Annotated in this window: 10 protein-coding genes and 1 pseudogene; 10 read left to right on the top strand and 1 reads right to left on the bottom strand. The window is 65.2% G+C overall.

Going from position 1 to position 13,509, the window contains the following annotated elements:
- Positions 1-50 precede the first annotated feature (50 nt).
- Both BCR55_RS05210 and BCR55_RS05205 read left to right on the top strand, forming a co-directional pair.
- The gene (locus tag BCR55_RS05210; RefSeq protein WP_053297669.1) at positions 51-1,724 is read left to right on the top strand and encodes a long-chain fatty acid--CoA ligase; all 1,674 of its coding nucleotides are present in this window, start codon (positions 51-53) and stop codon (positions 1,722-1,724) included.
- A 143-nt stretch (positions 1,725-1,867) separates the two neighbouring features.
- Positions 1,868-3,088, top strand: a pseudogene (locus BCR55_RS05205) (ISL3 family transposase).
- A 250-nt stretch (positions 3,089-3,338) separates the two neighbouring features.
- On the opposite strand, the gene BCR55_RS05200 reads toward BCR55_RS05205, so the two are convergent.
- Positions 3,339-4,496, bottom strand: coding sequence for a porin (locus tag BCR55_RS05200; RefSeq protein ID WP_059940565.1), 1,158 nt, complete (start codon positions 4,494-4,496; stop codon positions 3,339-3,341).
- Positions 4,497-4,776: 280 nt separating this feature from the next.
- Between BCR55_RS05200 and coq7 the strand changes: the two genes are divergently transcribed.
- The 8 genes from coq7 (at position 4,777) to mraY (ending at position 13,494) form a co-directional block, all read left to right on the top strand.
- Positions 4,777-5,403, top strand: coding sequence for a 2-polyprenyl-3-methyl-6-methoxy-1,4-benzoquinone monooxygenase (gene coq7, locus BCR55_RS05195; protein ID WP_006407647.1), 627 nt, complete (start codon positions 4,777-4,779; stop codon positions 5,401-5,403).
- 385 nt (positions 5,404-5,788) lie between these two features.
- Positions 5,789-6,217 carry a division/cell wall cluster transcriptional repressor MraZ gene (gene mraZ / locus BCR55_RS05190; RefSeq protein WP_006400450.1) on the top strand — a complete coding sequence of 143 codons (429 nt, stop codon included), beginning with the start codon at positions 5,789-5,791 and terminating at the stop codon, positions 6,215-6,217.
- A 23-nt stretch (positions 6,218-6,240) separates the two neighbouring features.
- Positions 6,241-7,182 carry a 16S rRNA (cytosine(1402)-N(4))-methyltransferase RsmH gene (gene rsmH, locus BCR55_RS05185; protein ID WP_006407646.1) on the top strand — a complete coding sequence of 314 codons (942 nt, stop codon included), beginning with the start codon at positions 6,241-6,243 and terminating at the stop codon, positions 7,180-7,182.
- The gene (gene ftsL / locus BCR55_RS05180) at positions 7,179-7,520 is read left to right on the top strand and encodes a cell division protein FtsL (protein WP_006407645.1); all 342 of its coding nucleotides are present in this window, start codon (positions 7,179-7,181) and stop codon (positions 7,518-7,520) included. The genes rsmH and ftsL overlap by 4 nt, the downstream gene beginning before the upstream one ends.
- A complete protein-coding gene (locus BCR55_RS05175; protein WP_065494272.1) occupies positions 7,517-9,367 on the top strand; it encodes a penicillin-binding protein 2 in 1,851 nt (616 codons plus the stop codon). The genes ftsL and BCR55_RS05175 overlap by 4 nt, the downstream gene beginning before the upstream one ends.
- Positions 9,364-10,905: a UDP-N-acetylmuramoyl-L-alanyl-D-glutamate--2,6-diaminopimelate ligase gene (locus BCR55_RS05170; protein WP_065494271.1), complete on the top strand. Its 1,542-nt coding sequence runs from the start codon at positions 9,364-9,366 to the stop codon at positions 10,903-10,905. The genes BCR55_RS05175 and BCR55_RS05170 overlap by 4 nt, the downstream gene beginning before the upstream one ends.
- Complete coding sequence (gene murF / locus BCR55_RS05165) at positions 10,902-12,308, top strand: UDP-N-acetylmuramoyl-tripeptide--D-alanyl-D-alanine ligase (protein WP_065494270.1); 1,407 nt, start codon at positions 10,902-10,904, stop codon at positions 12,306-12,308. Before BCR55_RS05170 ends, murF begins: the two co-directional genes overlap by 4 nt.
- Positions 12,309-12,324: 16 nt before the next feature.
- Entirely contained in the window at positions 12,325-13,494 is a 1,170-nt protein-coding gene (gene mraY, locus BCR55_RS05160; RefSeq protein ID WP_006400444.1) for a phospho-N-acetylmuramoyl-pentapeptide-transferase, read from the top strand.
- The last annotated feature ends 15 nt before the right edge of the window (positions 13,495-13,509 follow it).

Genomic DNA, 13,509 nt, shown 5'->3' with positions numbered 1-13,509 from the left:
ACGATGCGTTTTAGCACGACCATTCGAAAATCCGTGAGGAGACGCGCAGTATGGAAAAAATTTGGCTGAAATCGTACCCGCCCGGCGTTCCAGCCGAAATCGACGCGTCTCCGTATCCATCCGTTCCCGACCTCCTCGACGAGAGCTTCACGCAATATCGCGACCGTACGGCATTCGTCTGCATGGGCAAGGCGATTACGTACGGCGAACTCGATGCGCTGTCGCGCCGCTTCGGCGCGTGGCTGCAGTCGCGCGGCCTCGCCCGCGGCGCGCGCGTCGCGATCATGATGCCGAACGTGCTCCAGTACCCGGTCACGATTGCGGCCGTGCTGCGTGCCGGCTATACGGTCGTCAACGTGAACCCGCTCTACACGCCGCGTGAGCTCGAGCATCAGCTGAAGGACAGTGGTGCCGAAGCGATCGTCATTCTCGAGAATTTCGCGTCGACGCTGCAGGCGGTGATTGCGAATACGGCGATCAAGCACGTCGTCGTCGCGTCGATGGGCGATCTGCTCGGCATCAAGGGCTGGATCGTCAACTACGTCGTGCGCAACGTGAAGAAGATGGTGCCGGCCTGGCAGTTGCCGTCCTTTACGCGCTTCAATGCGGCGCTCGCCGAAGGAGCGCGGCAAACGTTCAAGCCGCCGAAGCTCGGCCCCGACGACGTCGCATTCCTGCAATACACGGGCGGCACGACCGGCGTCGCAAAGGGCGCGACGCTGCTGCACCGGAACATCGTGTCGAACGTGCTGCAGGCCGGCGCGTGGCATCAGCCTGCACACGACAAGTATCCCGACGTGAAACAGTTCGTGACGGTTGTCGCGCTGCCGCTCTATCACGTGTTTGCGCTGACCGTCTGCGGCTTTCTGACGATGCGCACCGGCGGCATGGGCGTGCTGATTCCGAATCCGCGCGACATCGGCGGAATGATCAAGGAGCTGAAGGGCTATCAGATATCGACGATCCCGGCCGTCAACACGCTGTACAACGCGCTGCTGAATCATCCCGACTTCGGCCAACTGGATCTTTCGAAGCTCGTGATTGCGAACGGCGGCGGGATGGCGATCCAGGAAGGCGTCGCGAAGCGCTGGTATGAAAAGACTCATACGGCGATCGTCGAAGGCTACGGGCTGTCCGAAACGTCGCCGGTCGCGACCTGCAATCCGGTCACGGCGACCGAATACAGCGGGACGATCGGGCTGCCACTGCCCTCGACCGAAGTCACGATTCGCGACGATGCCGGCAACGACGTCCCGCTGGGCGAGCCGGGCGAGATCTGCATCCGCGGGCCGCAAGTGATGGCCGGTTACTGGAACCGCCCGGAGGAAACCGCGAAGGTCATGTGTCCGGACGGATTCTTCAAGACCGGCGACGTCGGCGTGATGGATGCGCGCGGTTACGTGAAGATCGTCGATCGCAAGAAGGACATGATTCTCGTATCCGGCTTCAACGTGTATCCGAACGAAGTCGAAGACGTCGTCGCATCGCATCCGGGCGTGTTCGAAGTGGCCGCGGTCGGCGTGCCGGACGAGCACTCGGGCGAAGCGGTGAAGCTCTTCGTCGTGAAGAAGGATCCGGCGCTGACCGACAAGGATCTGCTTGCGTACTGCAAGGAGCGCCTGACCGGCTACAAGCGGCCGAAGTTCGTCGAATTCCGCACGGAATTGCCGAAGACGAACGTCGGCAAGATCCTGCGGCGAGAACTGCGCGACGGACGCGCGTAACGGCGCAACGCTCGAGCGAGCGGACCGCAGGACGAGCCCGGCCTATGCCGGGCTTTTTGTTTGGTTCATCGCAGGAAACCGTGGAGAGTTTGAGAGCGATTGCGTAACCTGACGCCTGACTTTAAGGACGTCAGGAGAGGCAATTGCTCGATCGCAAAGCACTTGAGGCACTGGGCTGCTGGACGGGTTACCGGCTGGAGCGTGTGGAATGGCCGGAAGGCGAGGGCCGTACGCTGTCGCTGTATTTAAAGCCGGTCGGCAAGATCATGTACTGCGAGCAATGTGGGGCACGCTGCCAGCAGATCCACGAGACGACGGTTCGTCGGGTGCGTGACTTGCCGCTATTCGAATACCGAGTGGTGTTGCATGTGCCTCGTCGCCGGGTCTGGTGCGAACGCTGCGGCGGCCCGCGACTGGAGAAGCTGGCGTGGCTGGGCCGTTACCAGAGAGTGACGGAGCGCTTCGCCAAGGCTTGCGAGAAACTGCTGCAAGCGGCCAGCGTGTAGGCGGTGGCGGCCTTCTACGATCTGGGCTGGCACACGGTCAAATCGATCGACAAGATGCGCCTGCGGGCGCGCGTGAGCGAGCCCGATTGGTCAACGATCCGCTATCTGGCGATGGACGAGTTCGCGCTGCATAAAGGTCATCGCTACGCCACGGTGGTGGTCGACCCGATCAGCCGGCAAGTACTCTGGATCGGACCGGGACGCTCGCGTGAGACGGCCCGGGCCTTCTTCGAGCAGCTTCCCGAAGGCGCGGCCAAGCGTATCGAAGCGGTCGCGATCGACATGACCACGGCCTATGAACTCGAAATCAGGGAACAGTGTCCGCAGGCGGAAATCGTCTTCGACCTGTACCACGTCGTGGCCAAGTACGGCCGCGAAGTGATCGATCGGGTGCGGGTCGATCAGGCCAATCAACTCCGACATGACAAGCCAGCCCGCAAGGTTCTGAAGTCCAGCCGCTGGCTGTTGCTGCGCAACCGCCACAACCTCAAGCCGGATCAGGCCGTGCACCTGAAGGAATTGCTGGCGGCCAATCAGGCGCTGTTATGCGTCTACGTGTTACGTGACGAGCTCAAGCGGCTCTGGTTCTACCGAAAGCCGGCCTGGGCGCAAAAGGCTTGGGAACAATGGTTCGAGCAGGCTCAGCAAAGTGGGATCGCGGCCCTGCAAAAGTTCGCCGAGCGTCTGCAGGGCTACTGGCACGGCATCGTGACTCGCTGCCGCCATCCGCTCAATACCAGCATCGTTGAAGGCATCAACAACACCATCAAGGTCATCAAGTGTCGAGCTTACGGGTACCGCGACGACGAATACTTCTTCCTCAAGATTCGCGCCGCGTTCCCCGGTAATCCTCGATGAACCTTTTGTTTGCCTGCGCGAAAAGCGTCGTCGCAATTGCAAGGCCGCCCGCTGCGTGGCGCGACGAGGACGCGCATGGCACGGCCCGACGAATGCCGCTGCTGCGGTCACCCGTTGCGGGGTGATCCGCGAGCGGATCACGCATCGTCGAGCGGCGAGTTCAAGCGGCCGCAGGCGCGTACGCGCGTCGGAAAAAGAAAAAGGCGCCCGAAGGCGCCTTCAATGTGCTGCGGCTTGTCAGACAAGCTGATTAGAACTTGTGACGGATGCCGACGCGCGCTGCGACCTGGTTGCTCGTCGCCGACGGATCGAGACCGTTGATCGAGGCATGTGCCTGAACGACATTGCCGTTCGCGTCGAGCGTGTTGCCCGATGCATGCTGATACACGCCGATCACGTAGACGTCCGTGCGCTTCGACAGGAAGTAGTCGACGCCCAGCGAGCCTTGGTGGTACTTGGCTGCGGAGCTGCCGTTGATCTTGCTGCCTTGCGTGTAGTCGTACGCTGCGCCGAGGATCAGCGCCGGGGTCAGCTGATACTTGAAGTTGATTTCGCCATTGTTGAACGTCGCGGTCTGGTTCACGAACGGCCCGACCGAGAAGCCCTTGAACTTCGTGTTCGAGTACGTCGCGCCGATCGTCGCTGCGCCGAACGTGTATGCGCCGCCCGCGCCGATGACCTGGTACGTGTTCGCGGTGTTCGCATAGGCGCCATAGACCGGCGACGACACGGCCGTCGTCGCGGCCGTCGAGCCGTTGTTGAACATGCCGCCGAAGTTCGCCGGCGTGCGCGCGTTCAAGTAACCGACGCCGAGGACGAGCGGGCCGTTGTTGTAGCCGGCGCCGAGCGACCAGACCTGATTCTTCGAGAACTGGCCCGCTTGGCCGCCGAAGCTATACAGGCCGCCGAACGAGAAACCGCCGTAGGTCGGGCTCGTGTACTTCACCGCGTTGTTCACGCGGTACGCGTTGTTGAAGTTGTCGAGGTCGCCCGGGTGAGCGGCGATGTAGCCGCCCCACTGGTCGCCTGCCTCGAGCGGGCCGACGAAGTCGACGACGGAGTCGTACTGGCGGCCCAGCGTGACCGTGCCGTACTGGCTCGACAGGCCCACATAGGCCTGACGACCGAACATCAGGCCGCCCTGGCCGAGCCTGCCCGAGTTCACGTCGAAGCCGTTTTCGAGGGTGAAGATCGCCTTCAGGCCGCCGCCGAGGTCTTCGGTGCCGCGCAGGCCGAAACGGCTACCCTGCATGACGCCGCTGCTCAGACCGTACAGGTGCTGGCCCTTCGCGTTGTTGTTGAAGATGAAACCTTCATCGATGATGCCGTAAAGCGTCACGCTGCTTTGCGCATGGGCAGCGCCAGCGAACGCGCCCAGCGCGACGAGCGCGAGAAGCGACTTTTTCATTAACGGATCTCCAAGAATCACTGAATTTTTCTGTCGGGGCGGGTAGTTATGTTTTGCCGGCTGCCCCCGTCAACTTCGCAAGAAGTCGCTCGTAATGTAGCAAAACGGATTTTTGCCACAAAGCGAAATGCCGTACCGCAACCTCGGCATGTTTCCTTTATGCAACAATGGTTAAAATCACGGGTTAACCGCAATTTCCGCTGAAGAATCAAGTCGTTTACGCAGCGGGACGCGTGCCTTCGCCATTCGCGGCGGCGGCACATGCAGCCAGGAGAACAGGATGGTGTTGGATGAACTGATCAGCGAATTCGACCGCGGGCTGCGGTCGCTTACGGGTATCAGCCGGATGAGCCGCCCGGTGCCCGCGCCGGCCGAGGCGCCGGCCGCCGAGCTCACACCGGCCGAGCGCACGCACGCGGCCGGGCTGATGCGCGTGAATCACGTCGGCGAAGTCTGCGCGCAGGCGCTCTATCAGGCGCAGAAGCTCACGGCACGTTCGCCGTCCGCCAAGGCGATGTTCGAGGACGCCGCGCGCGAGGAGGAAGATCACCTCGCGTGGACGGCCCATCGCCTCAAGGAGCTCGATTCGCGTCCCAGCGTGCTGAATCCGCTGTGGTACGCGGGCGCACTCGCGATCGGCGTCGCGGCCGGCACGCTCGGCGACAAGGTCAGCCTCGGCTTCATGGCCGAGACGGAGCGCCAGGTCGAGAGTCATCTCGACGGCCACCTGTCGGACCTGCCGGCCGGCGATACGGCGTCGCGCGCGATCGTCGAGCAAATGCGCGTCGACGAAGCGAAGCACGGCAAGGCGGCCACGGATGCCGGCGGCATCGAGTTGCCGCTGCCTGCGCGAATGCTGATGCGCGCCGCGTCGAAAATCATGACGCGCACGGCGTACTACCTGTAAGATGCGCGCCGGCGGCGGACGACGTGCCGCGCCGGCCACCCCGTCGAACCCGCCCGTTTCGTCCGCGTTTTCCCGTCCCCGAAAGTCCTGTCCCCGTCCCCGTCTGCCCGGCCCTTCTCACGTATCACCTTCACAAGTTGCACTAGCTCATTCATTTATAACGGTTTTTGGATAAGGGGCTGCATGAGCATGTGCGCGTAAGTCCTTGTTCTAACTAACAAAATTCGTCAAAAAAGCGGGCCGCTCCCTTGACCGTGCCACACCCTTCCTCTAAAGTGGGAGACAGTGTGAGAAAGTGTATTTTTGTGTGATTTGGCGGGCTAATCCGGCTAAATTCTCAGCCTTGAGAGCGGGTGCTTCGGTGCCCTGAACGGGAGAGCGGAACGTGTTCCAAGGGGCGTCGGCGCTGACGCTCGATGCGAAAGGGCGGATGTCGGTGCCGGCTCGCTATCGCGAAGCGCTGCAAGGACAGGCAGAAGGACGGGTGACTGTGACCAAGCACCCGGACGGCTGCCTGTTGCTGTTTCCGCGCCCTGAATGGGAGGTGTTCCGCGCCAAGATCGCCGCGCTGCCGATGGACGCGCACTGGTGGCGGCGGATTTTTCTCGGCAATGCGATGGATGTCGATCTCGACAGCGCGGGCCGGATTCTCGTATCGCCCGAGCTGCGCATGGCAGCGGGGCTGGAAAAGGAAGTCATGTTGTTGGGAATGGGTAGTCACTTCGAGCTGTGGGATTCGCAGACCTACATCGCGAAGGAGCAGGCAGCGATGGCGCAGGGCATGCCCGACGCGCTGAAGAACTTCACGTTCTGATTGCGGTGACGGAGACGCCCGCGATGGGAAACGAATTGCAGCATCGGACGGTGCTGTTGGACGAAGCGGTCGAATCGCTCGTGACGCGTCCGGACGGCATCTACGTCGACGGCACGTTCGGGCGCGGCGGTCACAGCCGCGCGGTGCTCGCGCGGCTCGGGCCGGCCGGGCGGCTGATCGCGTTCGACAAGGATCCGAGAGCGATCGAGACGGCGCAGGCGATGGCCGATGCGCGCTTCTCGATCGTGCATGACAGCTTTGCCTCGATGCGCGGCGCGCTTGCGGCGCGCGGCATCGAGAAGGTGTCGGGTGTATTGCTGGACCTGGGCGTGTCCTCGCCGCAGGTGGACGATCCGGCGCGCGGCTTCAGCTTCCGCGCCGATGGTCCGCTGGACATGCGTATGGATCCGACGCGCGGCGAATCGGCGGCGGAATGGCTCGCGCGGGCTTCGCTGCAGGAACTGACGGAGGTGATACGAGATTATGGGGAAGAACGGTTTGCTTTTCAGATTGCAAAGGCGCTTGTTGCTCGCCGGGCAGAGTCCGACCGTCTCGGGCCTCTCGACAGCACGGGCGAGCTTGCCCAAATCGTGGGTCACGTCGTCAAAACCCGTGAGAAGGGCAAGGATCCGGCAACCCGCACCTTTCAGGCTATACGGATTCACGTCAATCAAGAGCTTGCGGACCTGCAAGTCGTACTAGACGCGGCATTGTCGTTGCTGGAGCAAGGGGGGCGGCTGGTGGTCATCAGCTTTCATTCACTCGAGGACCGGATCGTCAAGCGATTCATGCAGGCGCACGCCAGTGCGCCTGCGGTCGATCGTCGCCTGCCGATCCGTGCCGTCGACCTCCCGAGCCCGCCGCTCAAGATCATCGGCCGCCAGTTTCCGAGTGAAGCGGAAGTGGTCGCCAACCCGCGAGCCCGTTCGGCCGTGATGCGCATTGCGGAGCGCGTCACGCCATGAGCCGCTTCAACATCTTCCTGTTGATCATCGTGATGGGCTGTGCGCTGTCCGTCGTCAACTCGACGAACCAGCAGCGGCAGATCTTCATCCAGTTGCAGCGCGCGCAATCGCAGGAGCGTCAGCTCCAGCAGGATTACGCGCAGCTTCAATATCAGCAGAGCGCGCTGTCGAAAACGTCGCGCATCGAGCAGCTCGCGAACGACTCGCTGAAGATGCAGCCGATCACGACCGGCCGCACGCAGTACCTGACGCTGCCGCCGGGCGCCGCGAAGGCCGTCGACGCGCCGATCCCCGCATCGGCCGACTCGGCCGGCAAGGGCAAGGGAGGCGCGCGATGAAGAAGCCTCCGCAGAAGCGCCACGACGTGAAGTTCTCGTCGAGCCCCGTGCTGTCCGTGCATCTGCCGATGTGGCGCTCGAAGCTCGTCGTGTTCATGCTGTTCATGGCGTTCGTCGCGCTCGCGGCCCGCGCCTTCTGGATCCAGGGGCCGGGCAACGCGTTCTATCAGAAGCAGGGCGAAAGCCGGTATCAGCGCACGATCGAACTGCCGGCCACGCGCGGCAAGATCCTCGACCGCAACGGGCTCGTGCTCGCGACGAGCCTGCCCGTGCGCGCGATCTGGGCGATTCCGGACGCGGTGCCCGACGATCTCGGCGCCGACAAGATCAACCAGCTCGGCAAGCTGCTCGGCATGACGCCGAAGGAGCTGCGCGTCAAGCTGTCGGAAGACAAAGGCTTCGTCTACGTGAAGCGCCAGGTGCCGATCGACATCGCGGACAAGGTCGCCGCGCTCGACATTCCCGGCATCTATCAGCGCAACGAATACAAGCGCTTCTATCCGGAAGGCGAGATCACCGCGCACCTGATCGGCTTCACGAACGTCGAGGACGAAGGACAGGAGGGCGTCGAGCTCGGCGACCAGAAGCTGCTGTCGGGCACGTCCGGCATGCGCCGCGTGATCAAGGACCGCCTCGGCCACATCGTCGAGGACGTCGCCGAGCAGATTCCGCCGCACAACGGCGCGGACGTCGATCTGTCGATCGACAGCAAGATCCAGTACATCGCGTATGCGAACCTGAAAGCCGCCGTCGAGAAGTTCAAGGCGAAGGCCGGCGCGGCGATGGTCGTCGACGTGCGTACCGGCGAAGTGCTCGCGCTCGTCAACTATCCGACGTACAACCCGAACGACCGCTCGCGGCTGACCGGCGAGCAGCTGCGCAACCGGATCCTGACCGACGTGTTCGAGCCGGGCTCGATCATGAAGCCCTTTACGGTGTCGCTCGCGCTCGACCTGCACCGCGTGACGCCGAATACGCTCGTCGAAACGGGCAACGGGCATTTCGTGCTCGACGGGGCGCCGATCACCGACGATGCCGGTTTCGGCACGCTGACGGTCGGCGGCGTGATCCAGAAGTCGAGCAACATCGGCGCGACGAAGATCGCGATGACGATGCGGCCCGAGGAAATGTGGAACATGTATACGAGCATCGGCCTCGGCCAGGCGCCGAAGGTCGGCTTCCCGGGCGCGGCCGCGGGCCGGCTGCGTCCGTGGAAGAGCTGGCGCCGCATCGAGCAGGCGACGATGTCGTACGGCTACGGGCTGTCCGCCTCGCTGTTCCAGCTCGCGCGCGCCTACACGGCGATCGCGCACGACGGCGAACTGATGCCCGTGACCATTTTCAAGACCGACCCCAAGCAGCCGATCGCCGGTACGCAGGTGTTTACACCGACCACCGCGCGCGAAGTGCGGGCGATGCTCGAGACCGTGGTCGCGCCGGGCGGCACGTCGCCCGATGCGGCGGTGCCCGGCTATCGCGTCGGCGGCAAGAGCGGTACCGCGTACAAGCATGAGGGCCACGGCTATACGCGCAAGTACCGCGCGTCGTTCGTCGGGATGGCGCCGATGCCGAATCCGCGGATCGTCGTCGCGGTGTCGGTCGACGAGCCGACGGCCGGCAGCCACTTCGGCGGACAGGTGTCCGGCCCCGTCTTCTCGGCGATCGCGGGCGATACGCTGCGCGCGCTGAACGTGCCGCCGAACATGCCGATCAAGCAGCTCGTCGTGTCGGACGATTCGCCGGCCGCCGCGCCTTCGACCGGTGCGCAAAAGCTGGCCGCGGGCGGCAAGGCGAAGCATATGATCGTATCCAGCACCACACGCAATTCACCAGGAGTCGTTCGATGAGCGCCGCTCGCAGTTCCCATCCGGCGCATCAGCAAATCGCAGCCGCGCTTGCGTGGCTGCGTCAGCATGTAGCCCCCGCCGCGCAATTGCATGCGGACACGCGCAGCCTTCGGGCCGGCGACGTGTTCGTCGCCTATGCGGTCGACGGGGCAGACAATCGCGCATTCATTGCCGACGCGCTCGCGCGCGGCGCGGCCGCCGTGCTGTACCAGCCGGAGGGACTCGCCGCCACGCCGAACGCGCCCGTCGCGCTCGCGGTGCCGGCGCTCGACCAGCTCGCCGGCGAGATCGCGAGCGGCTGGTACGGCGATCCGAGCGACGGCCTGCTCGCGATCGGCGTGACGGGCACGAACGGCAAGACCACCTGCACGCAGTGGATCGCCGCCGCGCTGACGGCGCTGCACCAGCCGTGCGCCATCATCGGCACGCTGGGCAGCGGAATGCCGGGCCATCTCGTGCCGACCGGCTTCACGACGCCCGATGCGCCGCAGCTGCAGCGCAGCCTCGCGCAGCTGCGCGATGGCGGCGCGCAGGCGGTCGCGATGGAAGTGTCGTCGCACGCGCTGCATCAGGGGCGCGTGAACGGCACGGCGTTCGACATCGCCGTCTTCACGAATCTGACGCAGGATCACCTCGACTATCACCGCACATTCGAAGCGTACGAAGCGGCGAAGGCGAAGCTGTTCGCCTGGCGCGGGCTGCGCGCGGCGGTCGTGAACCGCGACGACGCGGCCGGCCGCCGCCTGCTCGAAAAACTCGCGGGCCGCGTGCGCACGATCGCGTACGGGATCGGCGATACGCAGCAGGCGCTCGACGCCGATCGCGAACTGGTCGCGCTCGACGTGCGGGCGACCGCGACGGGCACGGCATTCCGTCTGCGTTCGTCGTGGGGCGACGCGGACGTCGAGGTCGGCACGCTCGGCACGTTCAATGTCAGCAACCTGCTCGCCGTGCTCGGCGCGCTGCTCGCGGCCGACGTGCCGTTCGACGCGGCGCTTGCCGAGATCGCGCGGCTCGAGCCCGTCAACGGCCGGATGCAGCGTCTCGGCGGACGGCTGCAGAACGACGAGCCGCTCGTCGTGATCGATTACGCACATACGCCCGATGCGCTCGAGAAGACGCTCGACACGCTGCGCCCGATCGCCGTCGCGCGCGGCGGGCGGCTCGTCTGCATGTTCGGCTGCGGCGGCGATCGCGATGCGACCAAGCGGCCCCTGATGGGCGCGATCGCCGAGCGGCTCGCCGACGACGTCGTCGTCACGAGCGACAACCCGCGCAGCGAGGATCCGCAAGCGATCATCGACCAGATCGTCGCCGGCATGACGGCGCCCGATCGCGCGCGCCGCATCGAGGATCGCGCGAGCGCGATCCTGCAGGCCGTGCGCGGCGCCGCGCGCGAGGACGTCGTCGTGCTCGCCGGCAAGGGACACGAGGCAACGCAGGAAATCATGGGCAAGAAGCGCGCATTCTCCGACCAGGACCACGCGCGGCTCGCGCTCGCCGCGCGTGCGACGCACGGCAAGGGAGGCGGCGAATGACGATGCTGAGTCTCGACGAAGCCGCACGCCTGATTCCCGGCGCGACGGTACATGGCGATGCGCACGTGACGTTCGAGCGCGTGTCGACCGACAGCCGCACCGTTGGCGCGGGCGATCTGTTCGTCGCGCTGAAAGGCGAGCGCTTCGACGCGCACGACTTTCTCGCGGACGTCGCCGCGCGCGGTGCCGCGGCCGCCTTGGTCGCGCAGGCGCCGGCGGGCGTCGCGCTGCCGATGATCGTCGGCGGCGAAACGCGCGCGGCGCTCGGCGCGCTCGCGCACGGCTGGCGCAAACGATTCGCGCTGCCGGTCGTCGCGGTGACGGGTAGCAACGGCAAGACGACCGTGAAGGAAATGATCGCGTCGATCTTTGCCGCGGCGGTCGGCGCGGACGCCCGGCTCGCGACGGCCGGCAATCTCAACAACGACGTCGGCCTGCCGCTGACGCTGCTGCGTCTGACGGCCGCGCACCGCCTCGCGGTGATCGAGCTCGGGATGAATCATCCCGGCGAAACGGAGATCCTCGCTCGCCTGACGGCACCGACGGTCGCGCTCGTGAACAACGCGCAGCGCGAACACCAGGAGTTCATGGCGACGGTCGAAGCCGTCGCGCTCGAACATGCGGCCGTGATCCATGCGCTGCCGCCCGACGGCGTCGCGGTGTTTCCGGCCGACGATGCGTACGCGAGCATCTGGCGCGTCGCGGCGACCGGCAACCGGATTCTCGATTTCGCGCTGCACGACGACGAACGGCAGACGGCGGCGCAAGTCGCCGGCCGGCTGCACGGCGGCGAGCTCGCGATCGATACGCCGTCGGGCACGCTGACCGTGCGGCTGCGCGCGCTCGGCGAGCACAACGCACGCAATGCGCTGGCCGCGACGGCAGCCGCGCTGGCCGCGGGCGTCGCGCTGTCGGCGATCAAGCAGGGCCTCGAATCGTTCGAACCGGTGAAGGGCCGGCTGCAGGTGCGTCGCGCGAGCGCGGGCAGCCTCGCCGGCGCGACGGTCGTCGACGATACCTACAACGCGAACCCCGACTCGATGCGCGCGGCGATCGACGTGCTCGCTGCGCAACCGGCGCCGCGGGTGCTGGTGATCGGCGACATGGGCGAGGTCGGCGACGAAGGGCCGGCGTTTCACCGTGAGGTAGGCGCATACGCGCGCGAGCGCGGCATCGACGCGCTGTTCGCGCTCGGCGACGCATCGCGCGACGCCTGCGCGGCGTACGGCGAAGCGGCGCGCCATTTCGACGAAGTGGGCACGCTCGTCGACGCGCTGCTCGCGGCGGGCTACGGTGCCGAGGCGTCGGTGCTCGTGAAGGGCTCGCGGTACATGAAGATGGAGCGCGTGGTCGACGCGCTGACGAACCAACCCGCGGCGGGCACGACGCCCGCCGCCCACTGAGTAGAAGGAAGGAAGCATGCTGCTGGCGCTGGCGCAATGGCTGCAAGGAGACGCAAGCTTTTTGCGCTTGTTCACGTACCTGACGTTCCGTGCCGTGATGGCCACCATCACGGCGCTCGGCATCGGGCTCGTGTGCGGACCGTGGGTGATCCGCAAGCTGACGGAAATGAAGGTCGGGCAGGCCGTGCGCAAGGACGGCCCGCAGACTCACCTCGTCAAATCGGGCACGCCGACGATGGGCGGCGTGCTGATCCTGATCGGCATCGCGGTCGCGACGCTGCTGTGGGGCGACCTGACGAACCGTTTCATCTGGATCGTGATGCTCGTCACGTTCGGCTTCGGCGTGATCGGCTGGGTCGACGACTACCGCAAGGTCGTCTACAAGGATCCGCGCGGGATGTCGTCGCGCGAGAAGTATTTCTGGCAGTCGGTGATCGGCCTGTTCGCGGCCGTCTATCTCGCGTTCAGCGTGTCGGAGGCGAACAACGTGCGCGTGTTCGACCTGTTCATGGCATGGGTGCGCAGCGGGCTGTCGATGGGGCTGCCGGCGCGGGCCGACCTGATGCTGCCGTTCCTGAAGTCGATCAGCTACCCGCTCGGCGTGTGGGGCTTCATCGCGCTGACCTATTTCGTGATCGTCGGCGCGAGCAACGCGGTGAACCTCACCGACGGCCTCGACGGTCTCGTGATCATGCCGGTCGTGCTGGTCGGCGCGTCGCTCGGCGTGTTCGCGTACGTGATGGGCAGCGCCGTCTATTCGAAGTATCTGCTGTTCCCGCACATTCCGGGCGCGGGCGAACTGCTGATCTTCTGCTCGGCGATGGGCGGGGCAGGGCTCGCGTTCCTCTGGTACAACACGCACCCCGCGCAGGTGTTCATGGGCGACGTCGGCGCACTCGCGCTCGGCGGCGCGCTCGGCACGGTCGCGGTGATCGTTCGCCAGGAAATCGTGCTGTTCATCATGGGCGGCATCTTCGTCGCTGAAACGCTGTCGGTGATGCTGCAGGTCACGTGGTTCAAGTACACGAAGAAGCGTTACGGCGAAGGGCGGCGCATCTTCAAGATGGCGCCGCTGCATCACCATTTCGAATTGTCCGGCTGGAAGGAAACGCAGGTGGTGGTGCGTTTCTGGATCATCACGTTGATGCTGTGCCTGTTCGGTCTGTCCACCCTCAAGTTGCGGTAAAGGAAAGGTAACAAG

It is taken from the genome of Burkholderia sp. CCA53, from assembly GCF_001685525.1.
Classification (GTDB): Bacteria; Pseudomonadota; Gammaproteobacteria; order Burkholderiales; family Burkholderiaceae; genus Burkholderia; species Burkholderia multivorans.
This window is presented reverse-complemented; position numbering and strand designations above follow the sequence as displayed.